Raw genomic sequence first — 18,397 nt, 5'->3', positions numbered from 1 at the left:
CAGAACTGAATAGAACTTAAATGATTCAAATAAAAAAATATCTACTGATTTTTATTGGGTTGACCACCTTTTGGGGTATTGCAAAAGAGTCCCCTATAGCACAGGTTACGTATACCATCCAATCTAAATCGGCCAAGGCCAATGATACCATTCACTATGGTTTCGAAATAAAAAACGAGAATCAAGTAGTGGAAATTTTTCATTTAAAAATAAACGACCCAAGAACCTTGGCATGTCAATATATGCTATCGGATAGCATGGTTACCCTCAAGCCACAGGAAAGTTATTCCGGGAAACTTCAGGTTATCATTAGCGATAGAATGCCAAAAGGCGGAAAAGAATCCTGTTTTATCACCATTGAAAATGAATTGGGAAACCGGGTAGAATCGCTTGAATTTATCTCGGTTAGGGTAAAAGAGCATCCTTTTTTATTGGTTACCAATGATATTATCAACGAAACCAAGGAGAAAGTGAAAAACTACCCTTGGGCAAAAGCCAATTTAGATGCCATGCTTAAGGAACTGGATGCCTATAAAGTCCCTGAAAGAAAAATTGTCACCAAACCCAGACCTGTAAAAGTCTGGTCTAGTTTTAATTACAGGCCCAATGATAGTGAAGAAGTATTTCGTTTGTGTCTGGCATGGAAATTAACAGGAAAGCAGAGCTATAAAGAAAAAGCAATACGGTTTATCAAGGAGGTTTGCGATAAGGAAGAAGGCTACCTTTCAATAGGTGCAGCCACCTATGGGGTACAAGTTCATGAAGGTAATTTCTTTCTGCACTTAGCGGCAGCCTGTGATTTACTCTTTAATGAACCGGAATTCTCGGCTGAGGACAGGGAGAATATAGAAGCAACCTTTCGGTATTATTTGGAATTGAACCGAAAGCATATGGATCCTTTAGGCATTATGAATCACCAAGCAAGTGCCAATGCAGGTGCGATCCTATCCGCATTGTTTTTGCAAGATGTAGCCGAGGTGGAATATTTGACCGAGGCCGATGGAGGAATGGCAGACCAAATAGGAAAAGGGGTTATGGATGATGGTTGGTGGTTTGAAGGAACTGCAAATTATTGCTATTTGGTGGTGCAACGTTATAGTTTGGTAGCCCAGGCATTCCAAAATTATGGATGGGATTTATACCACAGACGTTTTCCCGTAAAATTCAAAAGTAAGGATTTTGAAAACGTTAAGGAAGGTTTTACAGGTATGAAGTTCGATAACTGGGGACCTGTAACGAAGAATACGATCGGATTGGAGGATATGGTTACGCCATACATTCCGTTTATGGATGAAAATGCCAATGTGGTCGCCACCAATGATTCCAATTTAAAAACCCCTGATCCGTTTTATGAATTGGTCTATAGGGCCTACAAGTTAAACGATATAGCTTGGGTTTTAAGCAAAACCAAAAGGGATTCATGGGTGTCTTTGATGTATGGGGTTCCAGAGTTACCTGAAGTCGGGGATCCAAGAACAGCTTCGGCATTTGCCCCGAATGTGGGATTGGTCGCCTTAAGATCTCATGCAAAAAACAATACTCCGGAAGAACAAATTCAAGCGTATTTTAAATACGGAACCCATGGTGGTTGGCATGGGCATTTCGATAGAACCAATATGATTGGGCTCGACCGTAATGGGCATAAATATTTTGGTGCTGAAATGGTTTGGTTTGGGTACGGTAATCCTGGCTATAAAGAATGTGTACAGACATCGGCCACCCATAACATGGTCATCGTGGATGGGTTGCAACAAGAAGCCGTGCCTTCAAAGCAAACCTTGTTTTATAAAGGAAAAATGATGCAGGCTACCGTAGTGGAAACAAAGGCGCGATGGCGAAAGATCCCTACGTGGAATGCTGAAAAATTTCCACCCTGGGACGATACCGATTATGATGGGGATTTTGAGCCCATTCTGCAAAGGCGACTATCAATTGTCACGGATGATTATGTAGTCATAGCGGATTACATCACTTCGAACAAAAAGCATAACTACGATTGGTTGGTTCACCCTGTTGGGTTTCAAACCATTAAAGGGGCAAAAAAGAAAGGAAGGTTATTGGATACCTTGTGCCATAAGAAAGATTCGCCTTATAAATACTTTGCCAATGCCCAATGGTATAACCTGAATAAAGGTGCGGTAGTTGAATTTGATGAAGAAGGGAACAAGTTGGATGTATTCACGCTATGGCCCAAAAAAGCGAGTGCGCTGATTGCCGATTATCCAAACGGGGGAAAACAACGGACAATGAGAAATAACCCGGATAGAAGGACTTATGGCGTGCGTGTGAATGCAAAGGAAACCGAGTTTTTACATGTATTGGAACCTTATAAAGGGGAAAGTGCCATTTCCAAGATAGAAGCTAAAAACGCCAACGAATTGGTGGTTTATCTAAAAGATGGCAGACAACATCACATAACCCTCGGTAATATAAAGGAGGGGGATGTTACCGTACACTTGGATGAGGCTGTAAATGATAAAATTGTACGAACCGAAACAACAAAATAAAAGTAGTGGATATGATGAACAAAACAATTTACCCATTCGGTTTTACCTTGCTTTCGCTATGCCTATGTGTATTGGTTTCACGTGTGGGCAATGCGCAAACCACACCAAATCAGGCCTCTGATTTGAAACTCTGGTACGATGCTCCCGCTGCCAATTGGAATGAGGCTTTACCCTTGGGCAACGGCCGTTTGGGTGCCATGGTTTTCGGTAATCCTGTAAATGAAAATATTCAATTGAATGAAAGTACACTTTGGGCAGGAGGCCCCCATCGAAATGACAATCCGGAAGCCAAGGGAATTTTGACCGAAATACGCCAACTGCTGTTTGACGGAAATTACAAAGAGGCTCATGACTTGGCCAATGCCAAGATCATCTCGAAAACATCGCATGGGATGCCCTATGAAACCGTTGGGAATTTACGGTTGGATTTTGCAAATCATGGGAAGTACTCAAACTATTACCGTGAGTTGGATATTGAAAATGCCATCAATACCACAAAATACACAGTTGATGGTGTAGAATATCGACGTGAAATTTTCACTTCTTTTCCCGATGATGTAATTGTCATGAAATTAACGGCCAATGGAAAAGGTAAAATCAGTTTCAAAGCTACGATGGATCGCCCTGAACCCGCAGTGGTTGAGGTAGGTACCGAAAATGATGATGTTTTGGTGATGACCGGGAAGGGCTCCGATCGGAAAAGTAAACGGACCCCCGAGGATGCGCACCCCATTGAAGGCAAGGTGAGGTTCGAATCCAGATTGAAAATCGTCCCCGAGGGGGGGACTTTGACGGCTTCGGAAAACAGTTTAAGCGTTGAAGGGGCGAACAGTGTTATCATGTACCTTTCCATAGCGACCAATTTTGTCAACTATCGGGATGTCAGTGGCAATGCGCATAAGCGCGCTATAGCCTTTATGGCCAATGCCGAACGAAAAGACTACCAGCGGTTAAAGGCAGGGCATTCGGCTTATTTTCAAAGCTATTTTAACCGGGTCAGTCTCGATTTGGGCAAAACCGATGAAATCGACCATCCAACCGATGTGCGCATTCAACGGTTTAGCCAGGCCAACGACCCCGCTTTGGCCGCCCTTTATTTTCAATATGGCCGTTACCTGTTGATTTGTTCTTCCCGGCCCGGTGGGCAGGCAGCCAACCTGCAAGGGATATGGGCAAACGAACTTTTCCCACCTTGGAAAAGTGCCTACACCGTAAATATAAATACCGAAATGAATTATTGGCCTGCGGAGGCAACTAATTTAACCGAGATGCATGAGCCATTGATTGAAATGGTTAAGGAACTATCAGTAGCCGGTCAGGAAACCGCAAAAGTCATGTACGGGGCCGAAGGTTGGGTATGTCATCACAATACCGATTTATGGCGTATTTGCGGTCCGGTAGACGGTGCCACTTGGGGCATGTGGCCAAGTGGTGGGTTGTGGCTGAGCCAGCATTTGTGGGAAAAGTACCTGTATAATGGCGATATGGACTATTTGCAAGAGGTATATCCGGCCTTAAAAGGATCTGCTGAGTTTTGCCTAAGCTTTTTAACGCCGGAACCGGATCATGGGTGGTTGGTTTTTACGCCATCGACATCTCCTGAAAATCGGCCGGCCCATATGCCCAACATGGTGAACATTGCCTATGCAACCACCATGGACAATCAATTGATTTTTGATATGTTGACGAAAACGTTAGCAGCGGCAAAAGTATTGGACACCGATGCGAAACTCATACGAAAAATCGAAGCCACCCTTCCTCAATTGGCCCCTACCCAAATTGGTCGGCATGCCCAAATTCAGGAATGGATCAATGACTGGGACAGTCCGGATGACAAACACCGTCATATTTCCCATTTATACGCCATGCACCCCTCCAATCAATTTTCGCCTTTCCGTACACCGGAATTGGCAGAAGCCACAAGAAACGTATTGATTTACCGCGGCGACCCTTCAACGGGTTGGAGTATGAACTGGAAGATCAACCAATGGGCGCGTTTGTTGGATGGCAACCATGCCTATAAAATGATGACCGACCAGATTAAATTGGTGGGCAGGCCGGGCTCAAAAGGAGGAGGTACCTACGCCAACATGCTGGATGCCCACCCTCCGTTCCAAATTGATGGTAATTTTGGATTTACTTCCGGTTTAACGGAAATGTTGCTGCAAAGTCATGATGGGGCCATTCATTTGATCCCTGCCTTACCCGATGTATGGCAAGATGGGAAGGTTACCGGATTGCGCGCACGTGGGGGATTCGAATTGGAATCCCTGGAATGGAAAGACGGAGAAGTAGTTAAAGCGGTGATAAAATCGAATTTAGGAGGCATTTGTAGGATCCGTTCCTACACTGAACTTGATTTCGACGATGGAAAGATATTGGAAAGTGCCGAAGGAAACAATGTAAACCCATTTTATCAAGTTCCAAAGATCAAAGCGCCGATCATTTCGGAAGAAGCCCATTTAAAGGGGTTTGAGGTAAAGGATACGTACCTGTATGATGTGGCGACCCAAGCAGGACAAACCATAGTTTTGGTAAAAAAATAAAAGGATATGATTATGGAATCACTAATTAGGAAAAGGGAAATCATCAGCTATTTGATCATGGGGTTATTCATGATCACAACGCATGCGCAAAATCCGATTTTCACGCATGTGTTTACGGCCGACCCCTCTCCCCATGTTTGGCCGAATGACGATCGCCTATGGGTATATACCTCCCATGATGAACCCGGTTCCAATAACCATTATGGAATGACCGGGTACCATGCATTTTCCACTACCGATTTGGTAAACTGGACAGACCACGGGCGTATTTTGCATTTGGAGAATGTGGAGTGGGCAGAGAGTCATGCTTGGGCCATGGATGCCGCCTATTACCGGGGAAAATATTACCTTATTTATTGTATGAAAGAAGCGGGGATCGGACTCTTTAGAACGGGTATTGCGCGAAGTGATGTCCCCGAAGGGCCATTTACCGATCTCGGATATGTTAAAGGGGTGGAATTTGGTCAAGACCCTGCACTTTTTATAGATGATGATGGTACCCCATACCTGTTTTGGGGACACGACCGTAAATGTTTCGCCGCAGAATTGAATGAGGACCTTATGTCGATTAAACCGGAGACCTTTGTAGATTTGACCTCCCAATTGACCCATGTTTTCGAAGGTCCGTGGGTGCATAAGTACCAAGGGAAGTATTATTTGACTTATCCCGGCTTAACGCCCCGCAGATGGCCCGAAAAAATGTTTTATGCCGTAGCCGATAAACCGTTGGGACCCTATGAATTCAAAGACGTGTTCATCGACGATTTTGAAGGGCAGAGTGGTACCAACCACGGAGGTACGGTCACCTATAAGGGGAAGGATATCATGTTCTATCACAGTGCATGGCTTTCCGGTGGTTTAAGTGAAACCCGGTCGGTGATGGCAGATTATCTTGAATATGACAAAAACGGGGATATCATTCCGATCGTTCCTTCAAAAAAAGGCTTGGGGAATGCAAAACGTACCAAAACCACCCTCCTTCTGGAAGCCGAGAATGGCTTTGCCGCAGGAGGGGAATTGTACAATGTGATTGTGGATACATGGATAGAAGGGTACAGTGGTAAAGGATATGTTACCAATTTTGATAACCCCTACGATCATGTTTCCATACTCGCACAGGTGGCAAAACACGCAAAATATCGTTTTATTGTACGCTATGCTTCCCCCAAGGGCGCATCGAACCACGATATATTGATCAATAGCCACCAGTATCGAGAATTTGTTTTTCCACAATCCGATGTCTTCCGTGAAATTGATTTTGGGATTGTTGAGTTAAAGGAGGGTGATAACCTGGTACGAATATTCAAAAGAAATTGGAAGCCCTCACAGGGGGATTTGGCAATCGATTATATAAAATTGGAACAGGTTTTTGATGATTAAGGACAGAAAATTACGATTATGAAGATTTATACGATCATAGGTCTACTGATCTTAATGGGATTTGGTGGTTATTCGCAGGAGAAAGAACTTACCTGGGAAGAAATTGGTAGTCAATATGAAGTTCCCGATTGGTTTCCCGAAGCTCGATTCGGCATTTGGGTGCATTGGGGGGCTCAAACCGTACCCGAATATGGAGGGGGGTGGTATGCCCGGCATTTGTATATGCAAGATGTAGGCAAGGAAACCTTTGGAAAGAATGCCTATCCGTATCACCTGAAGAGGTTTGGACACCCTTCGGAAGTTGGATATAAGGATGTGATTCATGAATGGAAGGCCGAGAAGCTCGATACAGATAGCCTTTTACGCTATTTCACAAGAGATCTTGGAGCTAAATATTTTATGGCACTGGCGCATCATCACGATAATTTCGACAATTGGAATTCAGTGCATCATGAATGGAATTCGGTGATGGTTGGACCCAAACGCGATATTATCGGGGAGTTTTGTAGCTCTGCGAGAAAATACGGCGTTCCCTTTGGGGTAAGTACCCATAACGAACGTTTTTTTGAATGGGGACTCCCAGCCTTTGGTTCCGATGCCAATGGGGATTATAAAGGTGTTCCGTACGATGGGTACCTGACCAAAGCGGAAGGTGTAGGTACATGGTGGGAAGGTCTTGATCCCGCCGTATTGTATGGACTACCTCCTGAGAAAAGAACACTTGAATGGAAGGAGTCATGGAAGCAAAACTGGTTGCGTAGGATGAAAGACCTCCTTACGCAATATGAAGTGGATTTTATGTGGTTCGATGGTTGTGGTTTTCCTTATGGGGAGTATGGCAAGGAAGCTTTCCGGGCATTTTATAATCATAACTTAAATAAAAACGGAAAAATCAATGCGGTTATCACGGGAAAAATTCCAGATGGGGATCCCGGAGTGGTAAATGACATAGAGCAGGGCGTAGAGCTCAAGATCAACCCCGAACCTTGGCAGAGCATTTGTTCGTATACCCATTGGTTTTATAAAAAAGACGATCCTTCCCGCCATGATGCAAGAAGTACCATAGAATTATTGATCGATGTCGTGAGTAAAAACGGCAACTTTATGCTCAATGTCGAACTATTGCCCGATGGGACCATTCCTCCCGACCATAAAGTCATTTTGGATGAATTCGGTGCCTGGCTTAAGTTGAATGGCGAAGCGATTTATGCCAGTAAGCCCTGGAAAGTATATGGCGATAATTTTTTCTCTGGCCTTGAGGAGGTTTCCAATGCTTCCAATTTGGCCAATACCGATCTTATAGCCCTCAAAAAGAAGAGAAGCAAACAGTTCAATAACCGAACAAAGGACAGCCCTCCATATGGGAACGACGAAGTTCGGTTTACAACAAGGGGGGATGCATTGTATGTTTTTGTCCTTAATCCGGAAGAAGGAAAGATCCAACTACCAACATTAGGATTTAATTCAGGGTATAATCCAAATAAAATCAAGTCTTTAAAGTTAATCGGAAGTGATGAAAAAATCCAATTTGACCAAACGAGTGATTATTTGATGCTTAACATACCGGCACAAAGGCCGAATACGTATGCATTGGTCTTTGAGTTGAAAGGAGCACTATAAGAATAAATAATGCATCATGTGTCGTTGGTTTTGAAGTATTGTTTTCAATATTGTGGATCATGTTGGTTTAAAGTATGGCACTAATACATTTAATAATGAGAAAAGTAGGACTAGCGTTTTTATCCGTTTTGTTATTCGCTTGTAGCGAGACAAAACAAGCATCAATATTCATAGCAACACCCGAACCTTTTTCTACACCGGAAACCGATGTTCGTATTGATTCGATCATAGCAACCATGACCCTTGAGGAGAGGATTGCACAAATAGAAGGGATCAGACCCACCGAACTCTTGGAAGATGGCAAATTATCACTTGAAAAATGTCGCGAAAAAATACCCGATGGTATAGGACATTTGTGTCAGTTCTCCTCTTCATTTACCATGGAGCCGGAAGAATTGCGCGATTTTGTACGGGAGATCCAACAGTATCTCATGACCGAAACCAGATTGAAGATTCCAGCTGTTTTTCACGAAGAGGCCATTACGGGATTTTCCACCAAAGGGGCAACGACATTCCCACAGCAAATCGGGGTGGCCTGCTCATGGAATCCTGAAATGGTGACCAGGAATGCCCTTTCTACCCGAAAAAATATGAAAGCTGCCGGTGCAAATTATGCCCTATCGCCCATGCTCGATGTTATACGTACGGCCCATTGGCCCAGAATCGAAGAGAGCTATGGTGAAGACCCTTATTTAACCGCTACAATGGGCGTGGCCTTTGTAAAAGGCTTGCAAGGTGATGATTTTAGGACGGGTATTGCCGCAACAACCAAACACTTTGCTGGCTATGGCGCTAATACCACCCATGAAAAAGATTTTTTTGAAGATTACCTTATGCCCCATGAGGCAGCATTTAAAGTTGCCAATGTTAAAAGTGTGATGCCCTCCTATGCCGCCTATAACGGGGTCGCTGATGTGGCCAACCCGGAGTTGCTCAACGGAATCCTCCGTAATAAACTGGGTTTTGATGGGATTGCGGTAAGTGATTACCATTCCATAGACCATGTTTATGATAAATATGGGCAGGCAGGTTCTTTAAAAGAAGCGGGGGTGATGGCCTTGAAAGCGGGGAACGACCTTGAATTCCCCCTACCCAATGCCTATGGGTTTTTACCGGAAGCACTTAAGGATTCCCTGATTTCATTGGATGTTATCAATACGGCCGTAAAGCGTTCCTTGATCATGAAAGAAAAGTTGGGCCTTTTGGATCCAAACCCTGTTTTTGGTGTGGATGGGGATTTGGATTTTGATCCACCCACCAATCGAAAACTGGCTTATGAAGCAGCCACCCAGGCAATCGTACTACTGAAAAACAATGGAATCCTGCCATTGAAAGTGGATGAGATAAAGGATATCGCATTACTTGGACCCAACTCGGATAATGTGTTTTGTTTGCTAGGGGACTATACGTACCAATCGATGATCACGTATTTCTGGGGACAAACATTCGATCCCAATTCCCCAAAAATCGTCAGTATTGTTGAAGGTCTGGAAAATAAATTGGGAGATAAGGTCAATATCCATAATGAACGGGGGTGTGATTGGACAGAACCAATAGGTACGGTAATAGACCCGAATAGTTACGGAGATGGTGAACTGGGTACGGCTAAGAAGAACATTCTGGGTAGGGTGGCCCAACCCGATATGGACAGGGCCTTGGCTATGGCCAAAAAGAGTGATGTGATTATTGCGGCAGTGGGAGAGAATACCTACCTGTGTGGGGAAAACCGGGAGCGCGAAGGAATTCGGTTACCAGGTGAACAAGAACAGTTTGTAGAGCAGCTCATTGAAACAGGTAGGCCTGTTATTTTGGTCATTACGGGAGGAAGGCAGCAGTTGGTCGACAAGTTTGAAGACAAATGTGCAGCGATAATCCAGGCGTGGTTCCCAGGAGAAGAAGCCGGTAATGCCCTTGCGGATATCTTGGTTGGCGATGTAAATCCCTCGGCAAAACTCTGTGTAAGCTATCCCAAAGATGATTCGGAGGAGGAATTAAACTACCAAAAGGGCTATGTTGATGTGCAGCCCCAATATCCGTTCGGTTATGGACTTTCCTATACTACCTATGAGTATTCCGATTTCAGTATGCCGGCAACAGTCAATGGTAATGATCCCTTTTTCGAAGTTTCCTGTACCGTTGAGAATACTGGGGCGATGGACGGTGCTGAGATCGTACAATTATACGTATCACCGGTTGAAGGGTCCTCTACCATGGACCCCATTCAGTTGAAGGGTTTTAAGCGGGTAGATTTAAAAGCAGGCGAAAAGAAAACCATTGGATTTAAAGTCTCGCCCCAACAATTGATGCAATATATAGAAGGGAACTGGGTGGTGGAAGCAGGAAAATACAAGTTTAAAATAGGGGCTTCCTGTGTGGATATACGATTAGAGGGTATGGTCCAATTAAAAGGGGATGATGTGCAACTGGCGGGTAGGAACATATTTTTCTCGGAAAGCTATGTGGCACAATGATCAGGGTTGTCAACGATGTTTCGATGCCATCAAAGAATAAACGAATTGGTGAACAATAGTATTAAAGGTATTTTCGAACGGAATAATTAAGTCACCAAAAATGAAAATTACATGAAGTACAAAAACGTATATATATTTCTTTTTACAATATTTTCCACTTTATCAATGGGCTATGGGCAATCCACCGTTGACGAAGTGGCTGTAGGCACATGGAAAGGATTTGAACGTATAAATTTCATGTTTGATGGTAAGGAAGCACATCTTACGCGTCCGGAAAAACCTTTACCCGGAAATCCATGGTTATGGCGGGCCCGTTTTCCCGATTATCATGCCGAAATAGACAGTGTACTCCTGACTAAAGGTTTTCATATCGCTTATGTAAATACCAATAACCAATTTGGTAGCCCTAAAGCGGTAGAAGTTTGGAATGGTTTTTACGATTACCTAACAACGACTTATGGGTTGCAGGACAAGGTCGCTTTACATGGGCATAGTCGGGGAGGATTGTTCATCTACAACTGGGCGAAACAAAACGCTGAAAAGGTTGCTTGTATTTATGGAGATGCGGTAGTATGCGATTTTAAAAGTTGGCCCGGAGGTTTTGGAGCAAGCAAAGGAAGTAAAAAGGAATGGCAAGTGTTAAAGACCGAATACGGATTCGTTTCAGATGCAGAAGCCAAAGCCTATACAAACAACCCAATCGATAATTTGGATGCACTGGCTAAAGCAGGTGTGCAGATTCTACATACCGTTAGTTTAAAAGATGGGGTTGTACCCCCAGATGAGAATTCATTATTACTCGTTCAAAATTACATCCATGTAGGGGGGACTGCAACGGTATCACCTTGTAGTTCAGGTGTCCAAAAATCCAATGGGCACCATTATGATATTGATGATCCGAAAATGGTGGTTGATTTTATCATGAGGCATAGTACTGAAAATAAATTGTTGGATGCTTCAAAATTCCATCGGATGGGAAATGGCCTTCATAATAGCAGGATTCAGTTTGAGCGTAATAAAAAAGGTCGCGTTGCTTTTCTTGGTGGGTCGATTACACATAATGGCGGTTGGCGTGATAGTATTTATGCGTATTTGAAAACCAGATTCCCTGAAACCGAATTTGAGTTCATTGCGGCCGGAATCCCTTCTATGGGAACCACACCAGCTGCATTTAGATTGGAAAGGGATGTGTTGTCAAAAGGGAAAATCGATTTGTTATTTGAAGAGGCGGCTGTAAACGATGCCACCAATAAACGAACCGAAACAGAGCAAATAAGGGGAATGGAAGGTATTGTCAGACATCTACTCAAATCCAACCCGATGATGGATATCGTGATGATGCATTTTGTAGATCCGGATAAAATGAAGACCTACCGTGCCGGGAAAGTGCCTGAGGTGATAAAAAACCATAATCGGGTGGCAGAACATTATAATATTCCGACCATCAACTTGGCAAAAGAAGTCACCGAAAGAATCGATCATGGCGAGTTTAACTGGGAAGAGGACTTTGAAAACCTTCATCCATCACCTTTTGGTCAAGGGGTTTATGCCCGGTCAATGCTTCAGTTTCTTGATAAGGCGTTTGCGGGACATATTGACAATGATGATAAGATAAAAGTGCATGCCTTACCAAACCCTTTGGATGTTTTTGCATACGCGAATGGTGTTTTGATCGATGTCTCCGATATCAAACTAAAAAAGGGATGGAAGATCGATCCCAATTGGAATCCTATTGACGGCAAAAGGGTTCGTCCCAATTATGTGAATGTGCCTATGTTAATCAATGAATCGCCAGGAAGCACTTTACAACTGACTTTTGAAGGTAATGCCGTCGGAATTGCAATTGCGGCTGGGCCAGATGCCGGAATTATTGAATACCGGATCGATAGGGGGAAGTGGCAGAGATTGAATCTATTTACCCCATGGAGTACGTCGCATCACCTGCCATGGTATTACACATTAGCCAGTGGGTTAACGGGGAAAAAGCACCGATTGGAGTTGAAAACAACCAATGAAAAAGATGAGCAAAGTAACGGAAATGCATGTCGCATACGGTATATATATGTAAATAAACCATAGGAGCAGTATAGCATACTCAAAAAAATAAACAGACCCTCAATGAAAAAAAGCATTTTAAAACTAAAAAATAAATTAACTATGGTAAGATATACATCGACCCTAAGTATTGTTGTACTAGTTTTCTTGGCAGTAGGCTGTCAATCAAAATTCAAGTATAACGTTGAAAAATCAGAGCATGCCGTAACGATTCATCAAGATAGCCTGATAATCAATATCGAGATAGTTGATGAAGCCATTATTCATGTTAGAAAAGAGATACAAGGTACGCAGGAATCAACCCTTCCGGATTATGTTACCATCTTGGAGCCCCAAAATGTTGCTTGGGATTTATACGAAAGCGAAGATCGCATAACCATACGTACAGAGGCATTAAAAGTCTTGGTCCATAGCGATGGTAGGATCGAGTATACTTCCAAGGAGGATACGAACCTTCTGTCAGAGACCAATGAATTGACCTTTATTGAACCGAATAATGAAGATGGGCATACCGTTTCCCAAGCCTTTGTAGCCGATGATGAAGCCTTATATGGCTTAGGCCAATATCAAAGTGGTATCATGAATTGGAGAAACGTCCCCATGCGACTACAACAATACAATCAAGAGATCGCGATTCCATTCTTGGTTTCCACCAAAGGATATGGTATCTACTGGCATAATTACAGTCTAACGGATTTCAATACTCCTCAAAATGAGATCCAGTTCGCTTCATTGGGCAATGTTCAGACCAAAAACAACACTAAGGAAATTGTCGTAAATGGCGAAAAGGAAGATGTAGCAGCTCATATTTCAAAGGAAGAGGCCGCGAAAAACATCCGGGAAACAACTTTTACGCCCACTAAGACAGGTGAATATACCTTTATGGCCCTAAGCGATAACAATGGTCGTATGCGAGGGGAAATCAGCGTGACCATAGATGGGGATGATATTATCAACTACTCCACCATATGGATGCCGCGAAGATATTCGGGCAAAAAATATTTGGAAGCAGGAAAGGAATATAAAGTGGTGTTCCAGAATACAGGGGCTAAAATACCTGGAAAATTATTCTATAACGAGCCCGATTACAACAAAACCGTTTTTAGTAGTACGGCAGGGAATGCCATAGATTATTATTTGGTGCGGGGAGATAACCCGGCAGAAGTCATTTCACAATACCAAAACTTAACCGGAAAAGCACCTATGTTTCCCAAAAGTGCTTATGGTTTTTGGCAATGTCGTGAACGATACCATAACCAAGAAGAATTATTGGCGAATGCCCATGAGATGCGGAATAGGAAAATTCCTTTTGATAATATCGTACAAGACTGGTTTTATTGGCCAAAGAAAACCAAAGGTCCTGAGTGGGATAAAGCTAAATATCCAGACCCGGATGCCATGGTTGATGAGTTAAAAGCGTTGAACTTGAAGTTAATGGTTTCTGTGTGGCCGGAGGTAAAGAACGAGCGTTTGGAAGCGAAGTACGACCTAAAAAAAATCAAAAGTAGCAACTATGTGGATATTTATGATGAAGGGGTTAGCGAACGGTTTTACCGTATGTTAAGTGATTCTATGTTTCACAAAGGGGTAAGCGCTATTTGGTTGGATGGAACAGAACCGGAAGGGGTTCGGGATACAAAAGTCAATACCGCTGTCGGACCTTATGCAAAAGTTCAAAACCCCTATTCACTATTGGTGACCAAAGCGATGTACGAGGGAAGAAGGGCGGAATTTCCCAACGAACGTGTTTTTAACCTGACCCGTTCTGCCTATTCCGGACAACAACGCTATGGAGCCACTTCATGGTCTGGTGATGTGGAGGCTTCTTGGGAGCAACTTTCAGAACAGATTCCGGCCGGACTTAATTTTACCATGGCGGGGGTACCGTATTGGACCCACGATATCGGAGGTTTTTTCAGGGATTCAAAGTCTATTAACCCTAGCTTTGATAGCCAATATACGAATCCGGAATTCATAGAATTATTGACCCGTTGGTTCCAGTTCGGAACCTTCAGCCCTATTTTCCGTATCCACGGTTACGTGTCCGAAACTGAAATTTGGAGGTATGGCCAGGAGTTTGAAAATACGGCCCGGAAGTTCATCGATTTAAGATATCAATTGATGTCTTATATCTATTCTGAAGCTAGGCAGGTGACTAACGAAGGTGCGCTGTTGATGAGTCCGTTAGCCTATCAATATCCCAATGACAAGAACACCTGGGGGATCAAGGACCAATTGTTTTTTGGGGAATCCATTATGGTCGGTATTGTGACCGAATACCAAAAACGTGAAAAGAAAATGTATTTCCCACAAGGCGAATGGTATGATTTCTGGACCAATGAAAAAATAGAGGGCGGAAAAAGCAGTACGGTAAAAGCGGAACTTGATGAAACACCCCTGTATGTAAAGGCAGGAAGTATCATTCCGTTTGGCCCCAAAGTGCAATATGCCACAGAAGAAACCGATGAACCCCTACGATTGAAAATATATCCCGGTAAAGATGCTGAATACACCCTTTATTTTGATGATAGCGAATCCTATGACTACGAAAAAGGGGAATATTCAGAACTTAAGCTACATTATTCCGAAGCCGATAAAACACTTGAAATCGCGAATGGTAAGGATGATTTTATCCATTTCAAGGATAACCCTACGGATTTGGTTATCGAAGTCATTGGGGGCAAAACAGAAAGCGTCCTTTATAACGGTACGGACATGAGCATAAACCTATAAGAAAACGAAATTCCATGACAATATCCACTACGCGATTTTGAAGCAATCATTTAAGTACTGGAAACTAAAAACCAATAAGAAAACCAAATAGCTATGTCAGCAAGAATAAAACAAAATCAATATTCAGGATTTAAGGATCAAAATGCCGTTCATAAGAAAGTGTCATTGCCAGGTCTCATGATGTTTTTGGCGGTACTGCTAATCACATCCTGCAAACAAGAGACAGCCAAGGTTAAGATTTATGCTGCACCCGATGGCATAGCGCTTTCAGAAATCTATGCCGTAGAAGTGGAAGGGCAGGGTGTTCCGGTTTACAAGACGAAGATCCCTCCCAAAAGTCCTATTCCACGTCTCAACCATTCACGGTCGGAATATGGCTATGCTTCCTTGGCTTCCTTTGATATGGGGAAGGAGGTCGTGCAACTAACGGTTACCTATCCTGAACCCCTTGATTCGGTAAAAATCTTACCGTCTTCTTTCGGTATCGAGCCTAAGATAGAAGGGAATAAGGTGGTTTTCTCGATTGTGGAACCCGGAAATCTGACCCTTGAGTTCAATGGGGATTGGCATGAGTCACTGCACATATTTGCCAACCCCATGGAAGTTGATGTTCCCGATCCGAACGATCCCAATGTAATGTATTTTGGGCCGGGGATCCATGATGTTACCCACGTTAGGGTTGCAGACAGTACCACGGTTTATATTGCCGGAGGTGCTTATTTGAGAAGTGTGGTCGACAAAAATGAAAAAGAGATCGAAAAGTTGATCGGACATAACAAAACGCCCCCGACCTTCTTTTTGGAGGGGTCGAATATAACTGTTCGCGGAAGGGGAATTATCGATCAATCGGCCATTCCGAAACGAAAGAGACGCTACACCATCTTTGCCCAACATTCTGAAAACATTTCCATTGAGGGAGTTACCATTCTCGATCCCAGCCATTGGACCGTACCCCTACAGGCATCCGATAATATCCATGTCGACAATATCAAAATAATCGGCTGGCGGGGAAATTCCGATGGGGTGGATATTTCCAATAGTCGCGATGTATTGGTGGAAAATTGTTTTATGCGCACCCTGGATGATGCCGTAGTCATTAAATCATTTAAAGGAAAGGGCGAAGTGCGGAATATACATACCCGCAAATGTGTGGTGTGGAATGAATTGGCGCACTCCCTCAGTATCGGGGCCGAAATCCAGGAAAATGTAAGCAATGTGCTTTTCGAAGATTGCGATGTCATCCATGATGTGGGGCGTGAAACTGCATTAAGAGTCTATCATTGTGATGATGCCGTGATAAGTGATGTCACATTTGATAATATAAGAATCGAAGAAGCGCGTAGATTGATCTCGTGTTGGATAGGAAAAACAAGATGGACAGAAACTGAGGAGCGTGGAAACGTCCGTAATGTTGTTTTCAAGGATATTCAGGCAATTTCAGCACCTATTGATACCACTTTGACCGGCTTTCAGGATGGTACGGATTGGAAACCTTATATCATCCGCGATCATGCAAGTATGGAGTTGGTCGGCTTTGATGAAAGCCATACGATTGAAGGGGTGGTTTTTGAAAATGTGCTATTGGACGGTAAACCCGTAACCGCTGATCAAGTGACCAAAAATGAGTTTGTGGAAGACGTTAAATTTAAATAATAACTACAAAAATGATTAAACAAACGCTTATTGTGCTTTCAGTTTTGTTGTTGTTTTTTTCATGTCGAGCACAATCGACAGACAATAAGAAAACAATAATTGAGGTAAATACACTATCCGAATTTAAAAGTTATCTGGATCGAGATAACGTAAACGTAAAGCTGAAGGAAGGGAACTATCAAATCGATTCGGCCGAAAAAATCAGGTTTATCGAAATTACCGGGAATGATTCCTATTTCGATATGAGAGGGGCTAGGTTTATGGTAGATACCAAACTGTTCAGTCGTCCGGATTTAATTAAAAGTGATGACGGTAATAGCATGTATTGTGCCATCGAAATATCTGGGAAAAACGTAACCTTGGAAGGCTTATACATTGAAACTTATGGCGATACCCCAGGCAGACAGAGCAAAAACAAAATTTTCAACCTTGTTGGGGAAAATGTGACCTTAAAGGATGTTGAGGTGCGAACAACAGGTTCAAGTCCTTGGGGGTATGGGTATTTATACGGACTAGGGGGCAACGATGTGCGGAAGATGAATGGTATTCGCATAGGATATCCGGCAAAAAATGTAAAACTTCTAGGTTGTAAAGTCCATATGAGAGCCATGGGGCATGCCATCTTTTTACAAGGCGCAGAAAATACGTTGATTGAAAACTGTCAGGTCGATGGACTCCTTCGAACTACCGATGCCATGCTTGCCGAAACATCTGGGTATGGGTTCGATAAGAAATTTTATGCAGGTAAGGGCAATTATATAGAAGGCACCATAGTGGCCGAAGACGGTAAAATTTTGCCAGGCGAAATCATCTCCCTTAGCGAGGACGGCATACGTATGTACCCAGAATATAATGGACATAAAACGCTAAACACCACCGTTAAAGGCTGTACGGTTACCCAAATGCGAAGAGGAATTTGTACGGGGTTGAGCACGTCAGGGGATAAGGTCATTGACTGCGTGGTACGCGACTGTGTGGCAACAGGCTATAATGTTGGAAATGAAGACGTTTTGATCAATTGTAGTGCCGATGCTAAATATGGCGAAGCGTTTTGTATTCCTTATACCAATGCTAAAAATGCTCGTGTAGAAATGACCATTCTGGATAGTAGAAATGGAATGGCCAATGATTTATTGGCAAAAATAAACGGAACAGGGCATACGGTAGTAATTAAAACCGATAATTCGGAATATATCCCGGATACTATGGCAATCAAGTTGTCGGTATGGGAAGGCTATGGCAATTTCAATGAAAATGCGAAAATGCATGCTACCGATATTACTTTGGATAATCAAACTTCAGCAGAAGTGATCAAGTTTAAAGGTACGGGGCATTTAAAAGTAAAAAGTATTGGAAACGTACGTGAAGCTACCAATTCTGAAAATGTAGTAAATGAAGGTAACAGAACCAAGCGTTAAGAAGACACAATAAG

General features: G+C 43.1%; 9 protein-coding genes. All 9 read left to right on the top strand.

Annotated elements, in window-relative coordinates; genetic code table 11:
* Positions 1–20 precede the first annotated feature (20 nt).
* Positions 21–2,507, top strand: coding sequence for a heparinase II/III domain-containing protein (locus PHU20_RS03895; RefSeq protein WP_274824030.1), 2,487 nt, complete (start codon positions 21–23; stop codon positions 2,505–2,507).
* A gap of 11 nt (positions 2,508–2,518) precedes the next feature.
* The gene (locus PHU20_RS03890) at positions 2,519–5,053 is read left to right on the top strand and encodes a glycoside hydrolase family 95 protein (RefSeq protein WP_274824029.1); all 2,535 of its coding nucleotides are present in this window, start codon (positions 2,519–2,521) and stop codon (positions 5,051–5,053) included.
* 12 nt (positions 5,054–5,065) lie between these two features.
* Positions 5,066–6,433, top strand: coding sequence for a family 43 glycosylhydrolase (locus PHU20_RS03885; protein ID WP_274824028.1), 1,368 nt, complete (start codon positions 5,066–5,068; stop codon positions 6,431–6,433).
* Between the two features lie 18 nt (positions 6,434–6,451).
* Positions 6,452–8,053 (top strand): alpha-L-fucosidase, encoded by a 1,602-nt coding sequence (locus PHU20_RS03880; protein ID WP_274824027.1) that lies wholly within the window; start codon positions 6,452–6,454, stop codon positions 8,051–8,053.
* Between the two features lie 95 nt (positions 8,054–8,148).
* The gene (locus PHU20_RS03875) at positions 8,149–10,524 is read left to right on the top strand and encodes a glycoside hydrolase family 3 N-terminal domain-containing protein (protein WP_274824026.1); all 2,376 of its coding nucleotides are present in this window, start codon (positions 8,149–8,151) and stop codon (positions 10,522–10,524) included.
* Positions 10,525–10,635: 111 nt separating this feature from the next.
* Positions 10,636–12,603, top strand: coding sequence for an SGNH/GDSL hydrolase family protein (locus tag PHU20_RS03870; protein ID WP_274824025.1), 1,968 nt, complete (start codon positions 10,636–10,638; stop codon positions 12,601–12,603).
* A 78-nt stretch (positions 12,604–12,681) separates the two neighbouring features.
* The gene (locus PHU20_RS03865) at positions 12,682–15,312 is read left to right on the top strand and encodes a glycoside hydrolase family 31 protein (protein WP_274824024.1); all 2,631 of its coding nucleotides are present in this window, start codon (positions 12,682–12,684) and stop codon (positions 15,310–15,312) included.
* A gap of 93 nt (positions 15,313–15,405) precedes the next feature.
* Positions 15,406–16,965 carry a glycosyl hydrolase family 28 protein gene (locus tag PHU20_RS03860; protein WP_274824023.1) on the top strand — a complete coding sequence of 520 codons (1,560 nt, stop codon included), beginning with the start codon at positions 15,406–15,408 and terminating at the stop codon, positions 16,963–16,965.
* A gap of 11 nt (positions 16,966–16,976) precedes the next feature.
* Positions 16,977–18,383: a hypothetical protein gene (locus PHU20_RS03855; RefSeq protein ID WP_274824022.1), complete on the top strand. Its 1,407-nt coding sequence runs from the start codon at positions 16,977–16,979 to the stop codon at positions 18,381–18,383.
* The last annotated feature ends 14 nt before the right edge of the window (positions 18,384–18,397 follow it).

The sequence above is a fragment of the Maribacter polysaccharolyticus genome, from assembly GCF_028882255.1.
GTDB classification, from domain to species: Bacteria; Bacteroidota; Bacteroidia; order Flavobacteriales; family Flavobacteriaceae; genus Maribacter_A; species Maribacter_A polysaccharolyticus.
The sequence above is the reverse complement of the archived record's forward strand: the minus strand, read 5'-3'. Positions and strand labels throughout refer to the sequence as shown.